At 71.6% G+C, this 17,276-nt stretch carries 14 protein-coding genes and 1 tRNA gene; 8 read left to right on the plus strand and 7 right to left on the minus strand.

Annotated features, from left to right (window positions below):
* Positions 1–149: 149 nt before the first annotated feature.
* The 6 genes from ACR9E9_RS13740 to ACR9E9_RS13765 are packed head-to-tail and all read left to right on the plus strand — an operon-like array spanning position 150 to position 7,109.
* Positions 150–1,358 (plus strand): glycosyltransferase, encoded by a 1,209-nt coding sequence (locus ACR9E9_RS13740; protein ID WP_435199380.1) that lies wholly within the window; start codon positions 150–152, stop codon positions 1,356–1,358.
* Positions 1,355–2,323 carry a glycosyltransferase family 2 protein gene (locus tag ACR9E9_RS13745; protein ID WP_435199382.1) on the plus strand — a complete coding sequence of 323 codons (969 nt, stop codon included), beginning with the start codon at positions 1,355–1,357 and terminating at the stop codon, positions 2,321–2,323. Before ACR9E9_RS13740 ends, ACR9E9_RS13745 begins: the two co-directional genes overlap by 4 nt.
* On the plus strand, positions 2,320–3,102 hold the full coding sequence (locus ACR9E9_RS13750; protein WP_435199384.1) for a hypothetical protein: 783 nt from the start codon (positions 2,320–2,322) through the stop codon (positions 3,100–3,102). The genes ACR9E9_RS13745 and ACR9E9_RS13750 overlap by 4 nt, the downstream gene beginning before the upstream one ends.
* Positions 3,099–4,436, plus strand: a complete 1,338-nt coding sequence (locus tag ACR9E9_RS13755; RefSeq protein ID WP_435199386.1) for a lipopolysaccharide biosynthesis protein — start codon at positions 3,099–3,101, stop codon at positions 4,434–4,436. Before ACR9E9_RS13750 ends, ACR9E9_RS13755 begins: the two co-directional genes overlap by 4 nt.
* Before the next feature lies 1 nt (position 4,437).
* Positions 4,438–5,697 carry a glycosyltransferase gene (locus ACR9E9_RS13760; protein WP_435199388.1) on the plus strand — a complete coding sequence of 420 codons (1,260 nt, stop codon included), beginning with the start codon at positions 4,438–4,440 and terminating at the stop codon, positions 5,695–5,697.
* A complete protein-coding gene (locus ACR9E9_RS13765) occupies positions 5,694–7,109 on the plus strand; it encodes an O-antigen ligase family protein (protein WP_435199390.1) in 1,416 nt (471 codons plus the stop codon). The genes ACR9E9_RS13760 and ACR9E9_RS13765 overlap by 4 nt, the downstream gene beginning before the upstream one ends.
* Here the strand turns inward: ACR9E9_RS13765 and ACR9E9_RS13770 are convergent.
* From ACR9E9_RS13770 to ACR9E9_RS13795, 6 genes are all read right to left on the minus strand, one after another.
* Positions 7,045–8,235, minus strand: coding sequence for a polysaccharide pyruvyl transferase family protein (locus tag ACR9E9_RS13770; RefSeq protein ID WP_435199392.1), 1,191 nt, complete (start codon positions 8,233–8,235; stop codon positions 7,045–7,047). The genes ACR9E9_RS13765 and ACR9E9_RS13770 overlap by 65 nt on opposite strands.
* Before the next feature lie 9 nt (positions 8,236–8,244).
* A complete protein-coding gene (gene ettA, locus ACR9E9_RS13775) occupies positions 8,245–9,927 on the minus strand; it encodes an energy-dependent translational throttle protein EttA (protein ID WP_435199394.1) in 1,683 nt (560 codons plus the stop codon).
* A gap of 48 nt (positions 9,928–9,975) precedes the next feature.
* Positions 9,976–10,524, minus strand: a complete 549-nt coding sequence (locus ACR9E9_RS13780) for a single-stranded DNA-binding protein (RefSeq protein WP_435199396.1) — start codon at positions 10,522–10,524, stop codon at positions 9,976–9,978.
* Positions 10,525–10,664: 140 nt separating this feature from the next.
* Positions 10,665–12,320 carry a GTPase gene (locus ACR9E9_RS13785; protein ID WP_435199398.1) on the minus strand — a complete coding sequence of 552 codons (1,656 nt, stop codon included), beginning with the start codon at positions 12,318–12,320 and terminating at the stop codon, positions 10,665–10,667.
* Positions 12,317–14,035, minus strand: coding sequence for an ABC transporter (locus ACR9E9_RS13790; RefSeq protein WP_435199400.1), 1,719 nt, complete (start codon positions 14,033–14,035; stop codon positions 12,317–12,319). Before ACR9E9_RS13790 ends, ACR9E9_RS13785 begins: the two co-directional genes overlap by 4 nt.
* Positions 14,036–14,127: 92 nt before the next feature.
* Positions 14,128–14,201, minus strand: a tRNA-Arg gene (locus ACR9E9_RS13795).
* 76 nt (positions 14,202–14,277) lie between these two features.
* Here ACR9E9_RS13795 and ACR9E9_RS13800 point away from each other — a divergent pair.
* Positions 14,278–14,955 (plus strand): 4'-phosphopantetheinyl transferase family protein, encoded by a 678-nt coding sequence (locus ACR9E9_RS13800; protein WP_435199402.1) that lies wholly within the window; start codon positions 14,278–14,280, stop codon positions 14,953–14,955.
* A 19-nt stretch (positions 14,956–14,974) separates the two neighbouring features.
* Here ACR9E9_RS13800 and ACR9E9_RS13805 read toward each other — a convergent pair whose 3' ends face one another.
* Positions 14,975–16,369: a PrsW family intramembrane metalloprotease gene (locus ACR9E9_RS13805; protein ID WP_435199404.1), complete on the minus strand. Its 1,395-nt coding sequence runs from the start codon at positions 16,367–16,369 to the stop codon at positions 14,975–14,977.
* Between the two features lie 275 nt (positions 16,370–16,644).
* On the opposite strand from ACR9E9_RS13805, the gene orn reads away from it, so the two are divergent.
* Positions 16,645–17,274, plus strand: coding sequence for an oligoribonuclease (gene orn / locus ACR9E9_RS13810; RefSeq protein ID WP_435199406.1), 630 nt, complete (start codon positions 16,645–16,647; stop codon positions 17,272–17,274).
* The last annotated feature ends 2 nt before the right edge of the window (positions 17,275–17,276 follow it).

Consider the following 17,276-nt stretch of genomic DNA (forward strand, 5'->3'; position numbering starts at 1 on the left):
TTAGAGAACGATCCTCACGTGTGGGGGGCTATCGTGTTGACATGCTAGGGGTTGGTGACCAGCGCCGGTCGCGCGAGGGGAAGTCGCGGCAACCGGATGCACTCCGCCGGGGCCACCCAGCGGAAGACCGGCCCAGGGGGGAGAGGGGAATGCGCATCGCCATGATCGGCACGCGAGGCGTGCCGGCACACTACGGCGGCTTCGAGACGGCGGTCGAGGAGATCGGCAGTCGGTTGGCCGCCGGAGGGCACGTCGTGACGGTCTACTGCAGGCGAGGCAACAACGGCCCTGACGGGGACCCGGCCACGTATGCCGGCATGCGACTGGTGCACCTGCCCTGCCTGCACCAACGCTCGCTCGAGACGCTCACCCACACCGCCGTGGCCGCCCTGCACGTGGCCCTCTCCCGCGGGCAGTACGACGTGGCGCTCGTCTTCAACGCCGCCAACACCTTCGCCCTTCCGCTGCTGCACCTGAGCCACCTCCCGGTTGCGGTCCACGTGGACGGCCTCGAGTGGAGGCGGTCGAAGTGGGGTCGTGCGGGCAAGGCCTTCTACCTCTGGTCAGAGGCGCGAGCGGTCCGGGACGCCGATGCCCTCATCGCCGACTCCCCCGGCATCCAGGAGTACTACCTCACGGAGTTCGGCGCCCAGAGCCGCCTCCTCGAGTACGGCACGACGGTGACCGCGGACCTCTTCCCGAGCCGCGTCGGTGAGCTCGGGCTCGAACCCCGTCGGTATCACCTCCTCGTCGCCCGTGTGGAGCCGGAGAACCACGTCCTCGAGATGATCGAGGCCTACGCCGCGAGCGGCGCACGCCTCCCGCTCGTGGTCGTCGGGGACTCGCCCTACGTGACGGACTACCGCGAGGCGGTGAGGGCCACCGCGGGTCGGACCCCCGGAGTGCGGCTGCTCGGGAGCGTGTGGGACCAGGACCTGCTGGACCAGCTGTACGTCGGGGCAGCGAGCTACCTGCACGGCCACTCCGTGGGGGGGACCAACCCCTCCCTGCTGCGGGCCATGGGCGCGGGGGCCACGACGATCGCGCACGACAACACCTTCAACCGCGACGTCCTCGGCGAGGACGGCGTCTTCGGTCGGACCGTGCACGACCTGGCCGAGGCGATCGCGGCGGTCGACGTCGACCCGGACTCGGACGGCCCGCGCCGAGCACGGCTGGTGGCGCGGTGCCGGAAGCGCTACGTCTGGGGCGCAGTGGCTGAGGGCTACACCCAGCTGTGCTCGGACCTCGCCGCCGGTCGGACCCAGCGCCACCTCTACTCGGGTCGCCGCGACCCGAGCTCACCGTGGCATCACTCCCCGGTCGCGACACCGTCGGACTCGTCGGTCGAGCGATGAACGCTGCTGGTCCGGTGGTCACCCTCGTCGTTCCCACCTACCGTCGCCCGGAGCTGCTGCGCGAGTGCCTCGAGGCGATTCGGGGACAGACCTTCGAGGACTTCACCGTGCTGGTCTGCGACAACGCCGCCGACCCGGCGGTGGGGCGTCTCGTGGACGACCTCGATGATCAACGATTTCTCTGGACGCCCCGAGAGACCAATCTGGGGATCCTCGGCAACGTGTGGTCCGGCTTCTCGTCAGCTCGCACGGAGCTGGTCATGGAGGTCGACGACGACGACGTCCTCGCCGCCGACGCCCTCGCCCTGCTCGTCCCACCGCTGCTCGAGGATCCCACCGTCCTCGTCGCCTTCGCCGACGTGGACCTCGTCGACGCCGCCGGCCGACCGTTGCCGCCCGAGCACCCGATGAGCGCCATCGTCAGCCGGCGGGACGTCCCCGCGGGCCGTCTGCACCCCTTCCACGAGGTGGCCGCACGCGGCGACATCTTCATGGTGGCTGCCGTGATCCGTCGTGCCGCCATCGACTGGACGGAGCGCCCCGATGCTGCCGGAACCGCCTACGACCGGTACCTCGCGGTCGCCCTGGCCCGCACCGGCGCGGCCGCCCACCATGTCGCCCGACCGGTGGTGGCCTACCGCATCCACGAGCAGGCGGACGGTAGCCGCGAGCTCACCTCCCAGCTGGACGGTGCCGCAACGGTGCTCGAAGCCGAACTCGCACGGGGCGGGAGCGGGACCCACATGCAAGTGGTCAGGGACGAGCTGACCCGCACCCACATCCTGCGCATCCGCAGTCTGCTGGCCGACGGCCGGCCCGGGGCAGCGGCGGCAACGGCGGCGCGGGTCCTGACCGCCCCCCGCGGCCTGGTGGGCAGCGCACGTTTCGCCCGTCGGTACCTCCGGCGGATCCTCGGCGCGCGCCGCGGTCGCGCATCCCCCACCCGCGCGAAGGGAGCCGCATGACTCACCTGCGGACCAGAGCCTTGCCCGGCCTCTCCGTCGCCCTCCTGCTCGTCGCTGCGCTCGTGAGCGCGGCGGCGACGTGGTTCGGCACGGCAGGGTGGTCCCCCGCCTCGGTGCGAGCGACCGCCGAGGTCGACATCGCACCGCTCATCGGCACCTACTCGAACTACGAGGTGGTCACGCACGCCGCGGACTTCGCCACCGCCTACGACGGTGGCCGCTCCTCCGGCGACGCCCCGGCAGACCCGGACTCTGCGGGGGCGTTCGTCGACTCCAGCCGGGTCAGCGACAGCACCCTCATCCGCGTGACCTACGTCGCGGACTCCCGGAAGGAGGCAGAGGACGGATTGCGTCGCCAGGTGCGCCGCGCCCTGGACTCCATGGCCGAAGGCATGGAGCAGCAGCTCGACTCCGAACTCGCCGGGGCCAAGCTGGCCCAGGAGTCCTTGGAGGAGCAGTCCCGGAAGGCGATTCTCGAGGGGGTCCCCGAGACCGCTGCCACGGCGTCGGTCACCCGGGCCGGCGAGCTCGTCGCGGATGCCAGCTCTGCGCTGCGCAGCGTCCAGGTGGCAGCCAAGGGAAACACGGACCGTGCCGAGTCCCTGCGTGTGGACGCCGAACCGTTGTCCTCGACCGACGCGCGCATCCGGGCGAGCCTCGTCGCCGCGCTCACCGCCCTCTTCCTCGTCGGGGGTGTCCTGGTGGTGCTGCGCACCCGCTCATCACGGCACCACACCCCGCGCACCGACGGTCCGGGCCACGACCCCACTTCACCATGACCACCGACCCACCGACCGCGGGTGAGCACATCCGGGTGGGCGGCCGGTCCTCGACCGGCCGGGCCTTCGGCGTCACCCTGGCCACGAGCGGCGCGACCATCCTGCTGGGGCTGGTCTCCGGTGTCCTGACCGCCCGCTTCCTCGGGGCGGACGGTCGCGGTGTGGTGGCGGCGGTGAGCACCTGGACGCTGACCCTGACCTGGGCGTCGAACCTCAGCTTCGCCGACGGGATGATCTTCCTCCAGTCACGGGGCGCCGACCGACGGCGAGCCCTCGGCACCACCTTGGTCATCGCACCCGTGCTCGGGGCCGTGGGCATCGGGATCGCCCAGATCCTCGTGCCCATCGGCTTCTCGGCGCAGAGCGAGGAGACCCGGATGATCGCCCGGGTCTTCCTGTGCGCCGTGCCGGTCGTCCTGACCACGGAGGCGATGTGGGCGATGCTCATGGCCCGCCACCGCTTCGTCTTCCTCGGGGCCGTGCGGATCGCGCAGCCGGCCATGTACGTGCTCATCCTCATCGCGCTGCTGGGCGCGGATCGCTTCAGCCCGGTCACGGTGCTGACCGCCCAGGTGGTCAGCTACGCGGTGGCACTCACGGTGGCCCTGGTCGGACTCGTCAGCGAGGGGATCTCCTGGCCGGATCGCCGGCTCGCCGGCCGGGCGGTCGGGTACGGGCTGCGCATGCAGGGAGTCACGCTGGGTGCCCTTCGCCTGGACTCGGTGGCCCTGCCGGCCTTCGTCACGGCGACCCAGATCGGCTACTACTCGATCGCGGTCAACGTCTCCTCGATGGTGGTCGCCCTCTTCGGCAGCGTCGCGATGGTCATCTTCCCGGTGACCGCCTCTGCGGACGGCCCCGCGGGGCGCCGCGTGCTCGAGCGAGGCCTACGGGTCAACTTCCTCGGTGGTGGTGTCGCCGTCCTGGGGCTTGCCGTCGTCGCACCCTGGCTGATCCCCTTCGTGTACGGGGCCGAGTTCGCCGCCGCGGTCCCGCCCCTGTGGCTCATGCTCCCCGGCATGGTCCTGTTCTCGGCGAGCAACGCCCTCATGGCCGCGCTCCAGGGCCTCGGAACACCCGGCCGGGCGAGTCTTGCGCACCTGGGCGGTGCCCTCGTCCTCCTCACCGGGCTGGTCCTCACCGTCCCGGTCCACGGGATCCTTGCGGCTGCGCTGATGAGCACCCTCGGTTACACCGTCGTCTTCCTCCTCAGCTACCGCCTCGTCTCCCGCCGCAGCGGGCTCTCGCTGCGGGCCACCCTCTCGCCCGCCGAGATGCGGCAGGACGCACGGTGGCTTCGGGAGCGCATCCACCGCCTGAGGGAGAGAGGCTGACGTGCGCATCCTCCAGGTGAGCAAGTTCGCCCACCACGTCGGCGGCGTGGAGACCTACGTGGGGTGGCTCGTGCGGGCCCTCGCGGCGGCCGGGCACGACGTCGGCATGGTCGCGATGGACCCGCCGCCCGGCCGCTCCCCCATGGCCCTCGCAGGTGCACCCTTGTGGTTGACCCGGAACCGGTCCTTCGACGCAGGTGCCTCGGGCCGGGTGCGCAGCGCTGCGCTGTCCGTCTGGTCGCCCGAGGCGGGCGCCACGATGGCGCGCGCTCTGGCGGAGCACCGTCCCGACGTCGTCCACTTCCACGGCACCTGCTACCAGCTGACCTCCTCGGTGGTGCAGGCAGCAACGAGGGTCGGCGTGCCCGTCGTGCTGACCGCGCACGAGTACAAGCTGGCGTGCGCCAACCAGACCCTCTTCAGCGACCCGGACGGGACGATCTGCACCGACTGCATCGGCGCCCCGCCCCTGCGGCGGGCCCTGGCACCCGTCCGCCGGCGCTGCATGAAGGGCAGTCGCGCGGTCAGTGCCCTCGGGGCGGCGGAGCACCTCGTCTCCGTCCCGGTGTGGCGCCGGTCCGGGGCGCTGATCCTGGCTCCCTCCCGCTTCATGCGCGATGTGCTCCTGCAGGAGGGGTGGCCGGCCGAGAAAGTGACCCATCTCGACCTCCCCTGGCGTTCCGCTGCCGAGGACGTGGTCCCGGCCGCCGGGCCGCGGCACTCGATCGTCCTCGCCAGCCGACTGGTTCCGCTGAAGGGACCGCACGTCCTGCTGCGGGCATGGCAGCGGGTGGCGCAGGACCATCCCGATGTGGCCGTGGAGCTGATCGGCGAAGGGAGCCAGGCGGACGAGCTGAGGTCCTTGGTGCGGACCGAGCGTCTGCCCCGGGTGAGCCTGCCCGGGGTCACCGACGCCGCCGGCATCCGGCGGGCACTGGATCGTGCTCTCGTGACCGTCCATCCCTCGCAGTGCCACGAGAACTCCCCCTTCGCCCTCCGGGAGAGCCTCATGGCAGGGGTCCCGGCACTCGTCTCCCGGGTCGGGGGGATGCCGGAGATGGTCGGCCCGGGCAGTGGCTGGACCGTGCCGCACGACGACCCGGACGCCTGGGCCGCCGGTCTCCACACGGCGCTGCGCTCGGGACTCGCAGGCAGCGCCGGTCTGCTCGCCGAGGTCCGGGCCCGCAGCACGACCGCGGAGGACCACCTCGATCACGTGACCGCCGCCTACTCCGAGCTGGTCGCGAGGTCGAGCCGATGATCCGTCGGGCCGCCATCGGCTCGGCAACCGCGGCGAGCATCGCTGCAGCTGCCACGGGGATCCTCGCCGTGCGCACCGGGGTGGACCTGCTCCCCGTCCTCGGCATCGTCGCCGCGGCCATCGTCATCGTCATCGCCGCCGTCCTGGCCGTGCGACGCTACGCGGCCCTCATCCTCCTGCTGCTCGTCGTGCGACCCGAGCTGGATGCGGTTGGGCACTCGACCGCGAGCGCGGTCGGGCTGGTCTTCCTCGGCGGCTCGGCGTGGTGGCTGCTCTCCCGGTGGCGCCACGACCGCCTCCTGCGGCCGACGCCCGCTGCGTGGGGTCTCATCGCCTTCGTCGGTGCCGCGTCGTTGAGTACCTTGGGCTCGCACCTGCCACTGCTCTCGGCCGGGGCCACCACCCGCTTGGCCGCGGGCGTGCTGATGTTCGTGGTCATCGAGCAACTCGTGCGCAGTGGCACGCTGTCGACGAGGTCGATCCATCTGGCCCTCGCGGCGTCCGCCGTCCTCGTGTGCGCCCATGTCGCCGTCCAGGTGCTCGCCGGCTCGGCCCCGGTCGACGAGTCGACAGGCCTCTCTCGCGTCACCGGGCCCTTCGTGCACGCGAGCGTGCTCGGCAAGTACGCCGCCGTCGTCACGGTCCTCATGCTCGCCCGGGCCGTGTGGACCCAGACCGCGGACCGACTGCTGTGGGCGCTCGGAGCCATCGCCACGAGCGCAGTCGTGCTCCTCACCTACACCCGGGCCGCCTGGCTCGCCCTGGCCCTGGGGGTCCTCGTGCTCGCCTATCGGAGGGACCACCGGTGGCTCCCGGTCATCGCCGTGGCCGGCCTCATCGGATTCGCCGCGACACCCAGCCTCAACCAGCGGCTCGTCGATGTGTGGGATCCCCCCGAGCCACCGCCGGGGGCCCCGGCGAGCTCGCTCGCCTGGCGGGTCGACTACTGGCACGACCTGTTGCCGCTGGGTCGGGTCAACCCGCTCAACGGCATCGGCCTGGACGTCGTCCCGACCGTCCGCAGCGAGGGTCTGCTTCCGCACAACGTCTGGGTGCAGACATGGATCGAGCTCGGCCTGCTGGGCGTCCTCGTCCTCCTCGGCGTGGTCGTCACGACGGTGCTCACCCTGCGGCGGGCCTCACGCGCGCTGCAGCACACGAGCGGCGAGCGCCGCGCGGCCCTCGAGGCGGCGCTCGCCGTCGCCGTGGGCCTGTTCGTCGTCACCCTCAGCGAGAACCTCCTCGACGAGACGACCACCTTGTGGTGCGCCGCCGCGGTCATGGCATCGGGCTGGTCCGCCAGCCGCCTGCCGGAGCCGCGCGACGAGGACGCAGCGCCGTGGTGGCTCAACCGATCCGGGTGGCGAGAGCGGCGACCTCGTCGCGGACGAGACGCCGCCAGCCCTCGATGACCTCGTCGCTCCCGCGGTACCGCGCACCATCGCGGGCCACGGCATCGACCTGCTCGAGGATCCAGGCAGCGGTCACCTCCTCTGCGGGGCGATCCACGTGCGCCAGACCGACCCTCGTGAGCAACGCCCTGTTCTTCGGCGCGTACCCGATGGAGATCACGGGTCGGGCGCTCACGAGGGCGGCCACGACGAGGTGGAACCGGGTGGCCACGACGAGGTCGGCGCCCAGGATCTCATCGACCACGTCGTCGAAGGCGCCGATGTCTGCCACGCGCAGGTCGGCGTCCGGACGCCGGGACAGCACCGACCGCCGCACCTCATGGGCGGGGCCCACGTCCACGGGTTGTCCGACGAGCAGCACGACCCGGTGGCCACGGTCGAGGACGCCGACCACCGCTTCGGTGAGGGTGGCCAGGTACTGACCCCTGGCTTCCTCGTCGTCACCGGACCAGCCACCCCAGTCCATGACCGCGACTGCGACCCGCATCCCCGGTCCGGGAGCGGCCGCCGGCCCCGGTGCGACCTCACGACCGAAGGCGAGGTCACAGGTCACGCGTGCGTCAGCGCGAACCGAGCCCAGGTCCACCATGGTGCGCAGGGAGTCCGCGTCGCGATAGGTCACCTCGGTCGCGAGCGCTGCCGTCGCCCGGAAGAGGCGGCCGCTCACCCGTCCACCGATCGGACCGGCCCCGACCGACAGCAGGATGAAGGGGCGGCGCCGCACCCGCGCCACCGCGGCCCAGAGGAGGAGCGACCACGGCATCCCCCAGGGCGGTTCCTCGAAGTCGTCGAGGACGCCGGTGCCGCAGACGACGAGGGCACGCATGCCGCCCACCTCGTGCACCACCCGGCAGGTGTGCCGACCCTCGGCGAGCGCGCGACGGAGCACCGCACCGACAGTGCGTGGACCGGCCGTCGAACGTGGGGCACGGAGGGGCAGGACGGGTTCCCCCGGATGCGCCAGACCTCGCGTCGTGGTCTCCACCGGCATCGGCGTGACGACGCAGAACCGCAGGTCGTCGCGGGCGGCGCGCAGGAGATCCCGGACGACGTCCAGGCTCACCTCATTGCCGGTGTTACCCCCGCCGACACCCCCGACGAGGGCAACCCGCTTGCCCCGTGGCATGGGTGAAGTCTAGTCACGGGTGAGGCGACGGTGGGTGACGCGGTGCGGTCGCGCTGCGTCCTCCCCCAGTCGCTCGATCTTGTTCTCCTCGTACGCCTCGAAGTTGCCCTCGAACCAGTACCAGGCTCCGGGGTTCTCGTCGGTGCCCTCCCACGCGAGGATGTGCGTTGCGACGCGGTCGAGGAACCACCGGTCGTGGGAGATGACCACGGCGCACCCGGGGAAGTCGAGCAGCGCATTTTCCAAGGAACCCAGGGTCTCGACGTCCAGGTCATTGGTCGGCTCATCGAGCAGCAGCAGGTTGCCGCCCTGCTTGAGGGTCAGCGCGAGGTTGAGGCGGTTGCGCTCCCCACCGGAGAGCACCCCGGCCTTCTTCTGCTGGTCGGGCCCCTTGAAACCGAACTGGCTCACATAGGCGCGGGAGGGGATCTCCACCTGACCGACCTGGATGTGGTCGAGCCCCTCGGAGACGACCTCCCAGACGTTCTTCTCGCTGTCGATGCCACCACGCGACTGGTCGACGTAGGACATCTGGACGGTGTCACCGATGTCGACGGTGCCGGAGTCCGGCTCCTCGAAGCCGACGATCGTCTTGAAGAGGGTCGTCTTTCCGACACCGTTGGGACCGATGACACCGACGATGCCGTTGCGCGGGAGGGTGAAGGACAGGTCCTCGATGAGGACACGGTCGCCGAAGCCCTTCCTCAGGTCGCGGACCTCGATGACCTTGCTGCCCAGGCGCGGACCCGGCGGGATCTGGATCTCCTCGAAGTCGAGCTTCTTGGTCCGCTCGGCCTCGGCCGCCATCTCCTCGTAGCGGGAGAGCCGGGACTTCGACTTCGTCTGGCGGGCCTTGGCGTTGGAGCGGACCCACTCGAGCTCGGACTTCAGGCGCTTGGCGAGCTTCTGGTCCTTCTTGCCCTGGATCTCCAGACGCTCCTGCTTCTTCTCCAGGTAGGTGGAGTAGTTGCCCTCGTAGGGGTAGAGGCGGCCGCGGTCGACCTCGGCGATCCACTGCGCGACGTTGTCCATGAAGTACCGGTCGTGAGTGACGGCGAGGACGGCGCCCGGGTAGTTCGCGAGGTGCTGCTCGAGCCAGAGCACCGACTCGGCGTCGAGGTGGTTGGTCGGCTCGTCGAGCAGGAGCAGGTCGGGCTTTTGCAGGAGGAGCTTGCACAGCGCGACCCGGCGGCGCTCACCACCGGAGAGGACGGTGACATCGGCGTCCGGCGGGGGGCAGCGAAGGGCGTCCATCGCCTGCTCCAGCTGCGAGTCCAGGTCCCAGGCATCGGCGTGGTCGATGTCCTCCTGGAGCGTGCCCATCTCGGCCATGAGGGCGTCGAAGTCGGCATCCGGCTCGGCCATCTCCTCGGAGATGGCATTGAACCGGTCCAGCTTGGCCTTGATCTCGCCGGCGCCCTCCTCGACATTGCCGAGGACGGTCTTCTCCTCGTTCAACGGCGGTTCCTGCAGGAGGATCCCCACCGTCGCGCCCGGCTTGAGGGACGCCTCGCCGTTGCTCGGCTGATCGAGCCCGGCCATGATCTTCAGGATGGTCGACTTACCGGCCCCGTTGGGACCGACCATCCCGATCTTGGCGCCGGGGTAGAAGGACATCGAGACGTCATCGAGGATGACCTTCTCGTGGTGCGCTTTGCGCGCACGGACCATGGTGTAGATGTAGTCGGCCATGGGGGCAGGCTATCCACTCCCGCCCCCATGCCCGAATCGCCGGCCGAGTCAGGCCGGCAGGCGCACGTCCTCGTCCTCGCGCTCACCCGCATCCTCGCCTGCGGTGCCGGACGGCTCGCCACCCGGTGACACGGGCGGAGGTGCCCCCCAGCCCGGGCCGTCCCCACCGGCGATCCGCTCGGTCATGGCGGTGAGGGAGCGCTGGGCGGCCTCGTCCGCGCCCTCGTCGACGCCGCTGCGGCCGGCCTTGGTGTACGCGGTCGTCCCGAAGGTCAGATCGTGACCGAGGCTGATCGCCTCCAGCTCGGCGGAGCTGCCCCACGACTCGTCGGCACGCTGCCAGGTGTTGATGGTCAGTCGACCGTGGACGAGGACGGGGTCGCCCTTGTGCAGGGACGCGTGCGCATTCATCCCCAGCGCGCGGAAGGCCGCGACGTTGTAGAAGCTCGTCGCGGCGTCGACGTACACGCCCTCCTTGGTGCGTCGGCGCACGGTGCTCGCCATCCGGAAGGTCGTGAACTGCATCCCGGAGCGGGTGGTGCGGTGCTCCGGGTCGGCGACGACCCGTCCGGCGATGGTCAGCTCGGCTTCGTTCATGACAGGTTCCCTCTCTCCCCACCCACCACGGTCGGTGGGCTCGTGGAGTCCACTGTCGAGGCGACGAAGGGGGCGGGCCAGCCCGGTCGACGCCGCTGTGCACGAGCGCCGGGACTGCCACACGGATGTGGACGAGGGGGTCAGCCCAGCGCGCGCCGGATGCTCGCGCGCGTCCCGGCGTGCTCGGCCAGCACCTGCTGCACGGGCTCGATGACCCGCTCGTCGGCGACCTCACCCACGGAACGGCGCAGGCGCCTCTCGACCGTCCGGCCGCGCCTGCGTGCTCCGGCCCGGGCCATCCACCGCGCCAGGGCGGCGAGGAGCAGCCCGGCGAGCAGACCGCCACCCAGGAGCAGGAAGGGCGTCGCGAAGGGCCCGATGTCGGCCGTCGGCACGGCCGGCAGCTGCAACCACGACGCGAGGCCGACGACGACCAGCCACCCGAGGCCGATGACCGCGGCGAGCGCGAAGGCGATCTGCAGGGCGCCGAAGAACGTCCACCACCACGGCTTGCGGGCACGCAGCGGTGTGCGCAGCACCGCCTGGTCGAGGGCATCGGCGAGGTCGTGGTCCTCCGGCCTCGCGGCGTCGGCCACCGCATCGGACCAGCGGGTCGGCAGGTGCTCACCCGCCCCCGTCCCGATCCGACGCGCGGCGAGGTCGACAGCCGCCCGCGCCGCGGGTGCCGGGGGCGGGATCGACGAACGCCCGAGCACGGCGCGCACGTCCTGGTCGGTGATGTCGGGAACCGCGTCGGCGCCCTTGTCCAGGCGCAGCCGCTTCAGCGGCGCCGGCCGGAAGGCCCGCACCCACCGGGTGAAGGGCCATCCCGTGCGTGCCCACGCCTCCTGCCGGAAGTCCCGGGCCACCGCGTCGACGACGGTCGGGACACCGGCTGTGCGGCAGAGCGCGTCGACGAGTTCGTCGCGGGTGCGCTCGGGCACCTCCGCGTCGGTGTCGGCGACGGAGTCGGCGAGCGCCGCGGCACCGGTCAGCAGGTCGGCGGCCAGACGGCGTCGAGGGGCATCGGAGTGCTCGACGGCCCGCCGCAGGTGGGAGCGCAGCTCGTCCATCCCGGCAGCCGTGACCGTCGAGGTCCCGATGACGTCGTGGTGCTCGAGACCGTCGCGCTCGAGCAGCCGCGTGAGGTCCGCCTCGATCTGCTCCTGACCACCTGCAGGCAACCGGTCGACCTGGTTGAGGACGACCACCGTCACCGCGCCGTACTCGCGGAGCACGGCGACGTACTCGTCGTGCAGGACCGCGTCGGCGTACTTCTGCGGGTCGGTGACCCAGACGAAGACGTCCACGAGCTCGAGGACCCGCTCGGCCTCCTCGCGGTGCGCGGACTCCCGGGAGTCGAAGTCCGGCAGGTCGATGAGGACCAGCCCGTCGAGCTGGTCCTGCGAGGGCGGGATCTGGTGGCGGGCCCCGACGGAGAGCCAGTCGAGGAGCTCGCCGGCCGGCTCCTCGCCCCACACGGCGGCCGTCGGGGTGGAGGTGGTCGGACGACGCGTCCCGACCGTGGCCACGTCCGCGCCGGTGAGCACGTTGAAGAGGGAGGACTTGCCCGAGCCCGTGGCTCCGGCCAGGGCGACGACCGTGTGGTCGCCGATGAGGCCGATCCGCTCGGAGACCTTGGCGACCACCTGCCGCGCCCGCTCGGCCGCCCGCGGGTCGAGGCGCGTGCCGCCGGTCTCGAGTGCCGCACCGAGGGCGTCCGTCCGGGCGCTGATCTCCTCCACGGACAGGGCGACGGTCTCGTCCTCCCGCGGAAGGGGGCTGCGCGGGCTCATCGCATGCCCTCGCCGACGGCGGTGGCCGCCTGCTGGAGGCGGCGGATCTGCGCCTCGCTCACCGTGAGGTCACCGGTGACCGCCGTGTAGCGCTCGCGCTCGGCCGCGTAGAGCCCGGCGACGCGCTCCAGCAGCAGCTCGCGCGCCTTCCTCGCCATCTCGCGCACGGCCTGGTCGCCGAAGATCGCCTCCAGCACCTTCTGCGCGAGCGCGGTCGTGCCGCCGGCGATGGCCACCTCGGGGGCGACGAGCGCGCCACCGGTGTGAGCGAAGGAGACCAGCATGAGGAAGAGGCCGATCCCGTTGATCCCGTACGCGGCGACCCGCGCATTGGTGCGGCGGTTGCCCCCTTCTGCCCGGACGATGTCGAGGACGTCGCTCTGCCAGTCGCGCACGAGGCGCTCGACGTCCTGCTCGAAGCCGTGCGACGAGCGGGCCAGCTCGGGGTGGTCCTCGAGGACGAGCGGTCCGGCCTCGGTCCCGCGCCACGCGCGGGCGATGGTCTCTGCAGCCGTGTCGGCCTCGGCGATGAGCATCGCAGAGACCCCGGTGTGCAGGGCCTCGTCGAGCTCGGCGGTCTCCGGGCGACCGCCGATCGCGGAGGTGACCCGGTCGCGGACCCGGGCGACGCCCTTCTCCACCTTGCGGAAGAACTCGCCGGTACCGACGAACTCCTGCCAGCGGGCGAGGACCTCGCCGCGGAGGAGCTGGCCGTCCTTCATCCCTGCGGTCACCCCCTCCTCCGCCGCGTCGTAGGCGTCGTAGGCGAACTGGGTCAGGCTGCCGACCTCGTCCCGCTGGGCGCGGGTGGCCCGCACGAGCGACTCGGCCCGACCGTCGAGGGAGCGCAGGGCACCGTCGAGGGTCTGGCGGACGATGGTGCCGCGGGCCAGCTGGTCCCCGGCGAGGGCAGTGAGCCAGTTGTGGAGCCGTTCGATGTCCGCCTCGGGGACGAGGCCGTGGGCATCGAGCTCGGTCTCGGGGATGGTGAAGACCGGCGAGGTCTCCATGCCCTGATCACGGAGCATCTCGATCAGGTGGGAGCGCACCTCGGGCATGGCCGGCCGGTCCACGCGGTCGAGGACGATCGCGACCGCGGTCCCACGCTCGGAGGCCTGACGCAGCAGCTGCCACGGGATGGCGTCGGCGTAACGGGCGGCGGTCGTGACGAAGAGCCACAGGTCTGCGGCCGAGAGGAGCTGGGCGGCGAGCTCGCGGTTGGCAGAGACGACCGAGTCGATGTCCGGGGCATCGAGGACCGCCATCCCGGACGGGAGCTCCCGGGAGGGGACCAGCCGGACGGTCCCCGGCTGGGGCTCCCCCGGCGCACCGGTGACCCGAGGCAGCGAGGGGAGCACCCGCGCGTCCCGGAACCACGACTCGTCCTCGGGGTGGTGGATGAGCACCGGGCTGGTCGTCGTCGGGCGCAGGACGCCCGAGCGACTCACCTCACGGCGGAGGACGGAGTTGACGAGGGTCGACTTCCCGGATCCGGTCGACCCGCCGACGACCGCGAGCAGCGGGGCATCGATCGCGGCCAGGCGCGGGATGACGTAGTCGTCGAGCTGGTTGAGGAGGGCCTGACGCCCGTCGCTCGCAGCCCGGGTGGACGGCAGGTCCAGCGCGGGTCGACTGCGCTCGACCTCGTCACGCAAGGTCGTGATCCGAGCGAGCATGTCCTGCGCGCCGACCTGTCCCGTCGTCAGCTCACCCATGCGCCCACCCTAACCAGCACAGCGCCTCCCCCACGCCCGCGTCCGCGGCGTGCGGCGCGGACGGGCATCACGCCGGCCGGGGACCGGGTGGGCGCCTCCGGCAGGACTCGAACCTGCGACCTAGGGATTAGAAGGCCCTTGCTCTGTCCAGCTGAGCTACGGAGGCATGCGCCGGAAGCGGACGTGTCCACGACCGGGCGGGGTCCAGTGTAGTGAGCGCCCGACCTGACATGATCGGCTCCATGCCCGTGCAGGTCGTCGTGCGAGAGGCGGAGGTCACCGATTCCCCCGCCGACCTCGCGCTGCTCGACGACGGGGAGCGCGCCCGGGCGGGACGAAAGCGGGAGGCCGCCCCCTTCGTCACGGGGCACGCACTCGTCCGCCGTCTGCTCGGGGAGCTGCTCGAGCGGGACCCCGCCGGCCTGACCTTTGCCCGCCGCTGCACGACCTGCGGCAGCGAGCTGCACGGCAAGCCCAGCCTCGTCGACCTCCCGGGATGGCACTTCTCGCTGTCGTACACCGCATCCCTGGCCGTCGTCGCCGTCGCCGAGGGCGTCGAGGTGGGGGTGGACACCGAGGACCTCACCGATGCCGACTTCGAGGGCTTCGCCGGCGCCACCCTCTCCCGCGACGAGGTCGCATCCTTCGAGGGACTGTCCGGCCGGGACCTGCTCGTCGCCCGTGCCCGCGTGTGGGCCCGCAAGGAGTCCGTGCTCAAGGCGACCGGTCACGGTCTGGTCGTCGACCCCTCCGAGGTCCTCGTCACCGGGCCGCTCGACGCACCGGCACTGCGCGCCTGGCGGGCCGAGGAGCCCGCTCCCCCGGCGGTCTCCATCCTCGATCTCGACCTGAGGACCGAGAGCCACCGGGCGGCGGTCGCCGGACTGACCGACGAGCCCCTCGAGGTCATCACCGCCTGACCGCCCGCCCGACGCCCGGCTAGGCGACCCCGGCGAACTCGCGCCGGCGTGCGGTCATCGAGTCCAGCAGGATCCGTTCGCGCTGCAGGGACTCGAAGTCCGCGGTGTGACTGAGCATGCGGAACCGCAGCAGGGCCAGCTCGGAGGCGCTGTCCTGGAAGCTGCGCATGGATTTCACGCCCTGCGGGCCGCGATGGAACTTCGCCCAGGTGCGCGCGCCCCGGCGTGCCTTCATCGAGGCGAGCATGCCGACCTCCTCGCGTGAGATCCACCCGGTGTCGACGTAGGCCATGAGGTGCTCCCCGATGACGCGGCCCTCCCGGTTGCGGGTCCACACGACGAAGACGATGAAGCCGACGAAGCACAGGAATCCCACCGCCAGGCCGATGATCAGACCGACGAGTCCGGTGGAGGCGCTGAGGTTCCACAGTCCGTGGAGGAGGACGGCCGCACACCACCCGAGGAAGGGCGCGATGAACTTCACCGGCATGGAGCGCGAGACCGCGGCCACGCCCACGCCGATCCCCGTCATCGTGGTGAACATCGGGTGGAGGAAGGGAGTGGCCAGGCCCCGGAGGCCGAACGTCACGCCGAAACCGACGGGCCCCTGGTTCATGAAGGCGCCCGCGAAGTACTGGATGTTCTCGGTGAAGGCGAAGCCGGCGGCGACGATCCCCGCGTAGACGATCCCGTCCGTCAGGCCGTTGAACTGCTTGCGCAGGAGCAACCACATCACGAGCAGGAAGAGGCCCTTGAAGGTCTCCTCGGCCAGCGGGGCGGAGATCACGGCGGTGAGGACGCTCGCGGACTCCGCGTCGGTCAGGCTGGCGAAGACCACCCCGGCGATGGTGTTGACGAAGATGGCCAGGAAGGTCGAGCCCAGCGCGCCGTAGAGGAAGGCCGTCACGAGGTATCGCCACGGCTCCGCCTCGAAACGGTCCAGCCAGAGGAAGATCGGGATGACGAGGACGAGCGGGATCAGCGCCGTGATGACGCTGAGCAGGGTCAGGAGGATGCCGAAGCTCAGGCCGTAGTAGAGGGCGAAGAGCAACACCAGCACCAGCGAGGCGATGGCGACGAAACCGCTGAGCATCCACGTGCGCAACGTCGGGCGCGGCGTCGGGTTGGCCTGGGCCCGGGCGGTGACGTAGTGCGCGCTGTACTGCTGCTGCTGCATCCACGCCTGGTGCTGCGCCTGCTGGTGCGCGAGCTGGGCCTGCTGCTGCGCGTACGCCGCATTCGCGTGCTGCTGGGCCATCTGCGCAGCGTGCGCCCGCTGCTGGCCGTAGGCCTCCTGCTGGGCGAGGGCCCGCTGCCGTGAGTCGGTGCGCGCCCGCTCCTCGGCGAGCAGGACCGACCGGGTGGCGGTGCGGTGCCACTCCGGCTCCTCGGGTGGGGCGTTGCGACGCAGCATCCGACGGCTCAGGGTGTCCTCGGGGTCGCGGCCCGACGTCGGGGGGGCGGGCGGAGTCGTCGACGGGGCCGGCGGCTGTCCGGCGGGCGGGTTCGCAGCGGGGGTGGCCCCCCTCGTGACCGGTGGTGGCGGCGGCGAACCCACGGGAGCCGGAGGCTGGCCCTGGGGTGGTGGGGGTGGCGACGAACTCATGGACGACACGCTAATGGAGCGTCACCGTGCTGTCGGTGGGTAGAACTCCCCACGCGCGGCGGGCGACCCGCCGCGCGGTCGCTATGGTGATCGCCGTGACTGAAACGACTCTGCCCTCGTCCGAATGCATCGTGTGGATCGACTGCGAAATGACCGGTCTCTCCCTCGAGCACGACGCGCTCATCGAGGTGGCCGCGTTGGTCACCGACTACGAGCTCGAGCAGGTCGGTGAGGGCATCGACATCGTCGTGCGGCCTCCGGAGGCAGCGCTGACGCAGATGAACGACTTCGTGCGCACGATGCACACCACGTCCGGTCTGCTCGACGTCCTCGCCGACGGGGTCTCCCTCCCGGAGGCCGAGGAGGCCGTCCTCGCGCACCTCAAGGGGATCGTGCCGGATGCCGGCAAGGCCCCCCTGGGAGGCAACAGCGTCGCCACCGACCGCGCCTTCCTCGCGCGCGACATGCCGGACCTCGAGGGGCACCTGCACTACCGGATGATCGACGTCTCCTCGATCAAGGAGCTGTCCAAGCGCTGGTATCCACGGGCCTACTTCGCCTCGCCGGCGAAGAACGGCGGCCACCGGGCGCTGGCCGACATCACCGAGTCGATCGCCGAGCTGCGGTACTACCGGGAGGCCGTCTTCCGCCCCCAGCCCGGGCTGGAGTCGCCGGAGCTGAAGGAGATCGCTGCGCGCCACCAGGTGGGCTGAGC

Source organism: Janibacter sp. GS2, assembly GCF_051200835.1.
GTDB lineage: Bacteria > Actinomycetota > Actinomycetes > Actinomycetales > Dermatophilaceae > Janibacter.

Excerpts from the sequence above, each read along its gene's own strand:
- ACR9E9_RS13740 (WP_435199380.1), top strand. The coding sequence starts at position 150 with ATGCGCATCGCCATGATCGGCACGCGAGGCGTGCCGGCACACTACGGC.
- ACR9E9_RS13745 (WP_435199382.1), top strand. The coding sequence starts at position 1,355 with ATGAACGCTGCTGGTCCGGTGGTCACCCTCGTCGTTCCCACCTACCGT.
- ACR9E9_RS13750 (WP_435199384.1), top strand. The coding sequence starts at position 2,320 with ATGACTCACCTGCGGACCAGAGCCTTGCCCGGCCTCTCCGTCGCCCTC.
- ACR9E9_RS13755 (WP_435199386.1), top strand. The coding sequence starts at position 3,099 with ATGACCACCGACCCACCGACCGCGGGTGAGCACATCCGGGTGGGCGGC.
- ACR9E9_RS13765 (WP_435199390.1), top strand. The coding sequence starts at position 5,694 with ATGATCCGTCGGGCCGCCATCGGCTCGGCAACCGCGGCGAGCATCGCT.
- ACR9E9_RS13770 (WP_435199392.1), bottom strand. The coding sequence starts at position 8,235 with ATGCCACGGGGCAAGCGGGTTGCCCTCGTCGGGGGTGTCGGCGGGGGT.
- ettA (WP_435199394.1), bottom strand. The coding sequence starts at position 9,927 with ATGGCCGACTACATCTACACCATGGTCCGTGCGCGCAAAGCGCACCAC.
- ACR9E9_RS13780 (WP_435199396.1), bottom strand. The coding sequence starts at position 10,524 with ATGAACGAAGCCGAGCTGACCATCGCCGGACGGGTCGTCGCCGACCCG.
- ACR9E9_RS13785 (WP_435199398.1), bottom strand. The coding sequence starts at position 12,320 with ATGAGCCCGCGCAGCCCCCTTCCGCGGGAGGACGAGACCGTCGCCCTG.
- ACR9E9_RS13790 (WP_435199400.1), bottom strand. The coding sequence starts at position 14,035 with ATGGGTGAGCTGACGACGGGACAGGTCGGCGCGCAGGACATGCTCGCT.
- ACR9E9_RS13800 (WP_435199402.1), top strand. The coding sequence starts at position 14,278 with ATGCCCGTGCAGGTCGTCGTGCGAGAGGCGGAGGTCACCGATTCCCCC.
- ACR9E9_RS13805 (WP_435199404.1), bottom strand. The coding sequence starts at position 16,369 with ATGCTGCGTCGCAACGCCCCACCCGAGGAGCCGGAGTGGCACCGCACC.
- orn (WP_435199406.1), top strand. The coding sequence starts at position 16,645 with ATGGTGATCGCCGTGACTGAAACGACTCTGCCCTCGTCCGAATGCATC.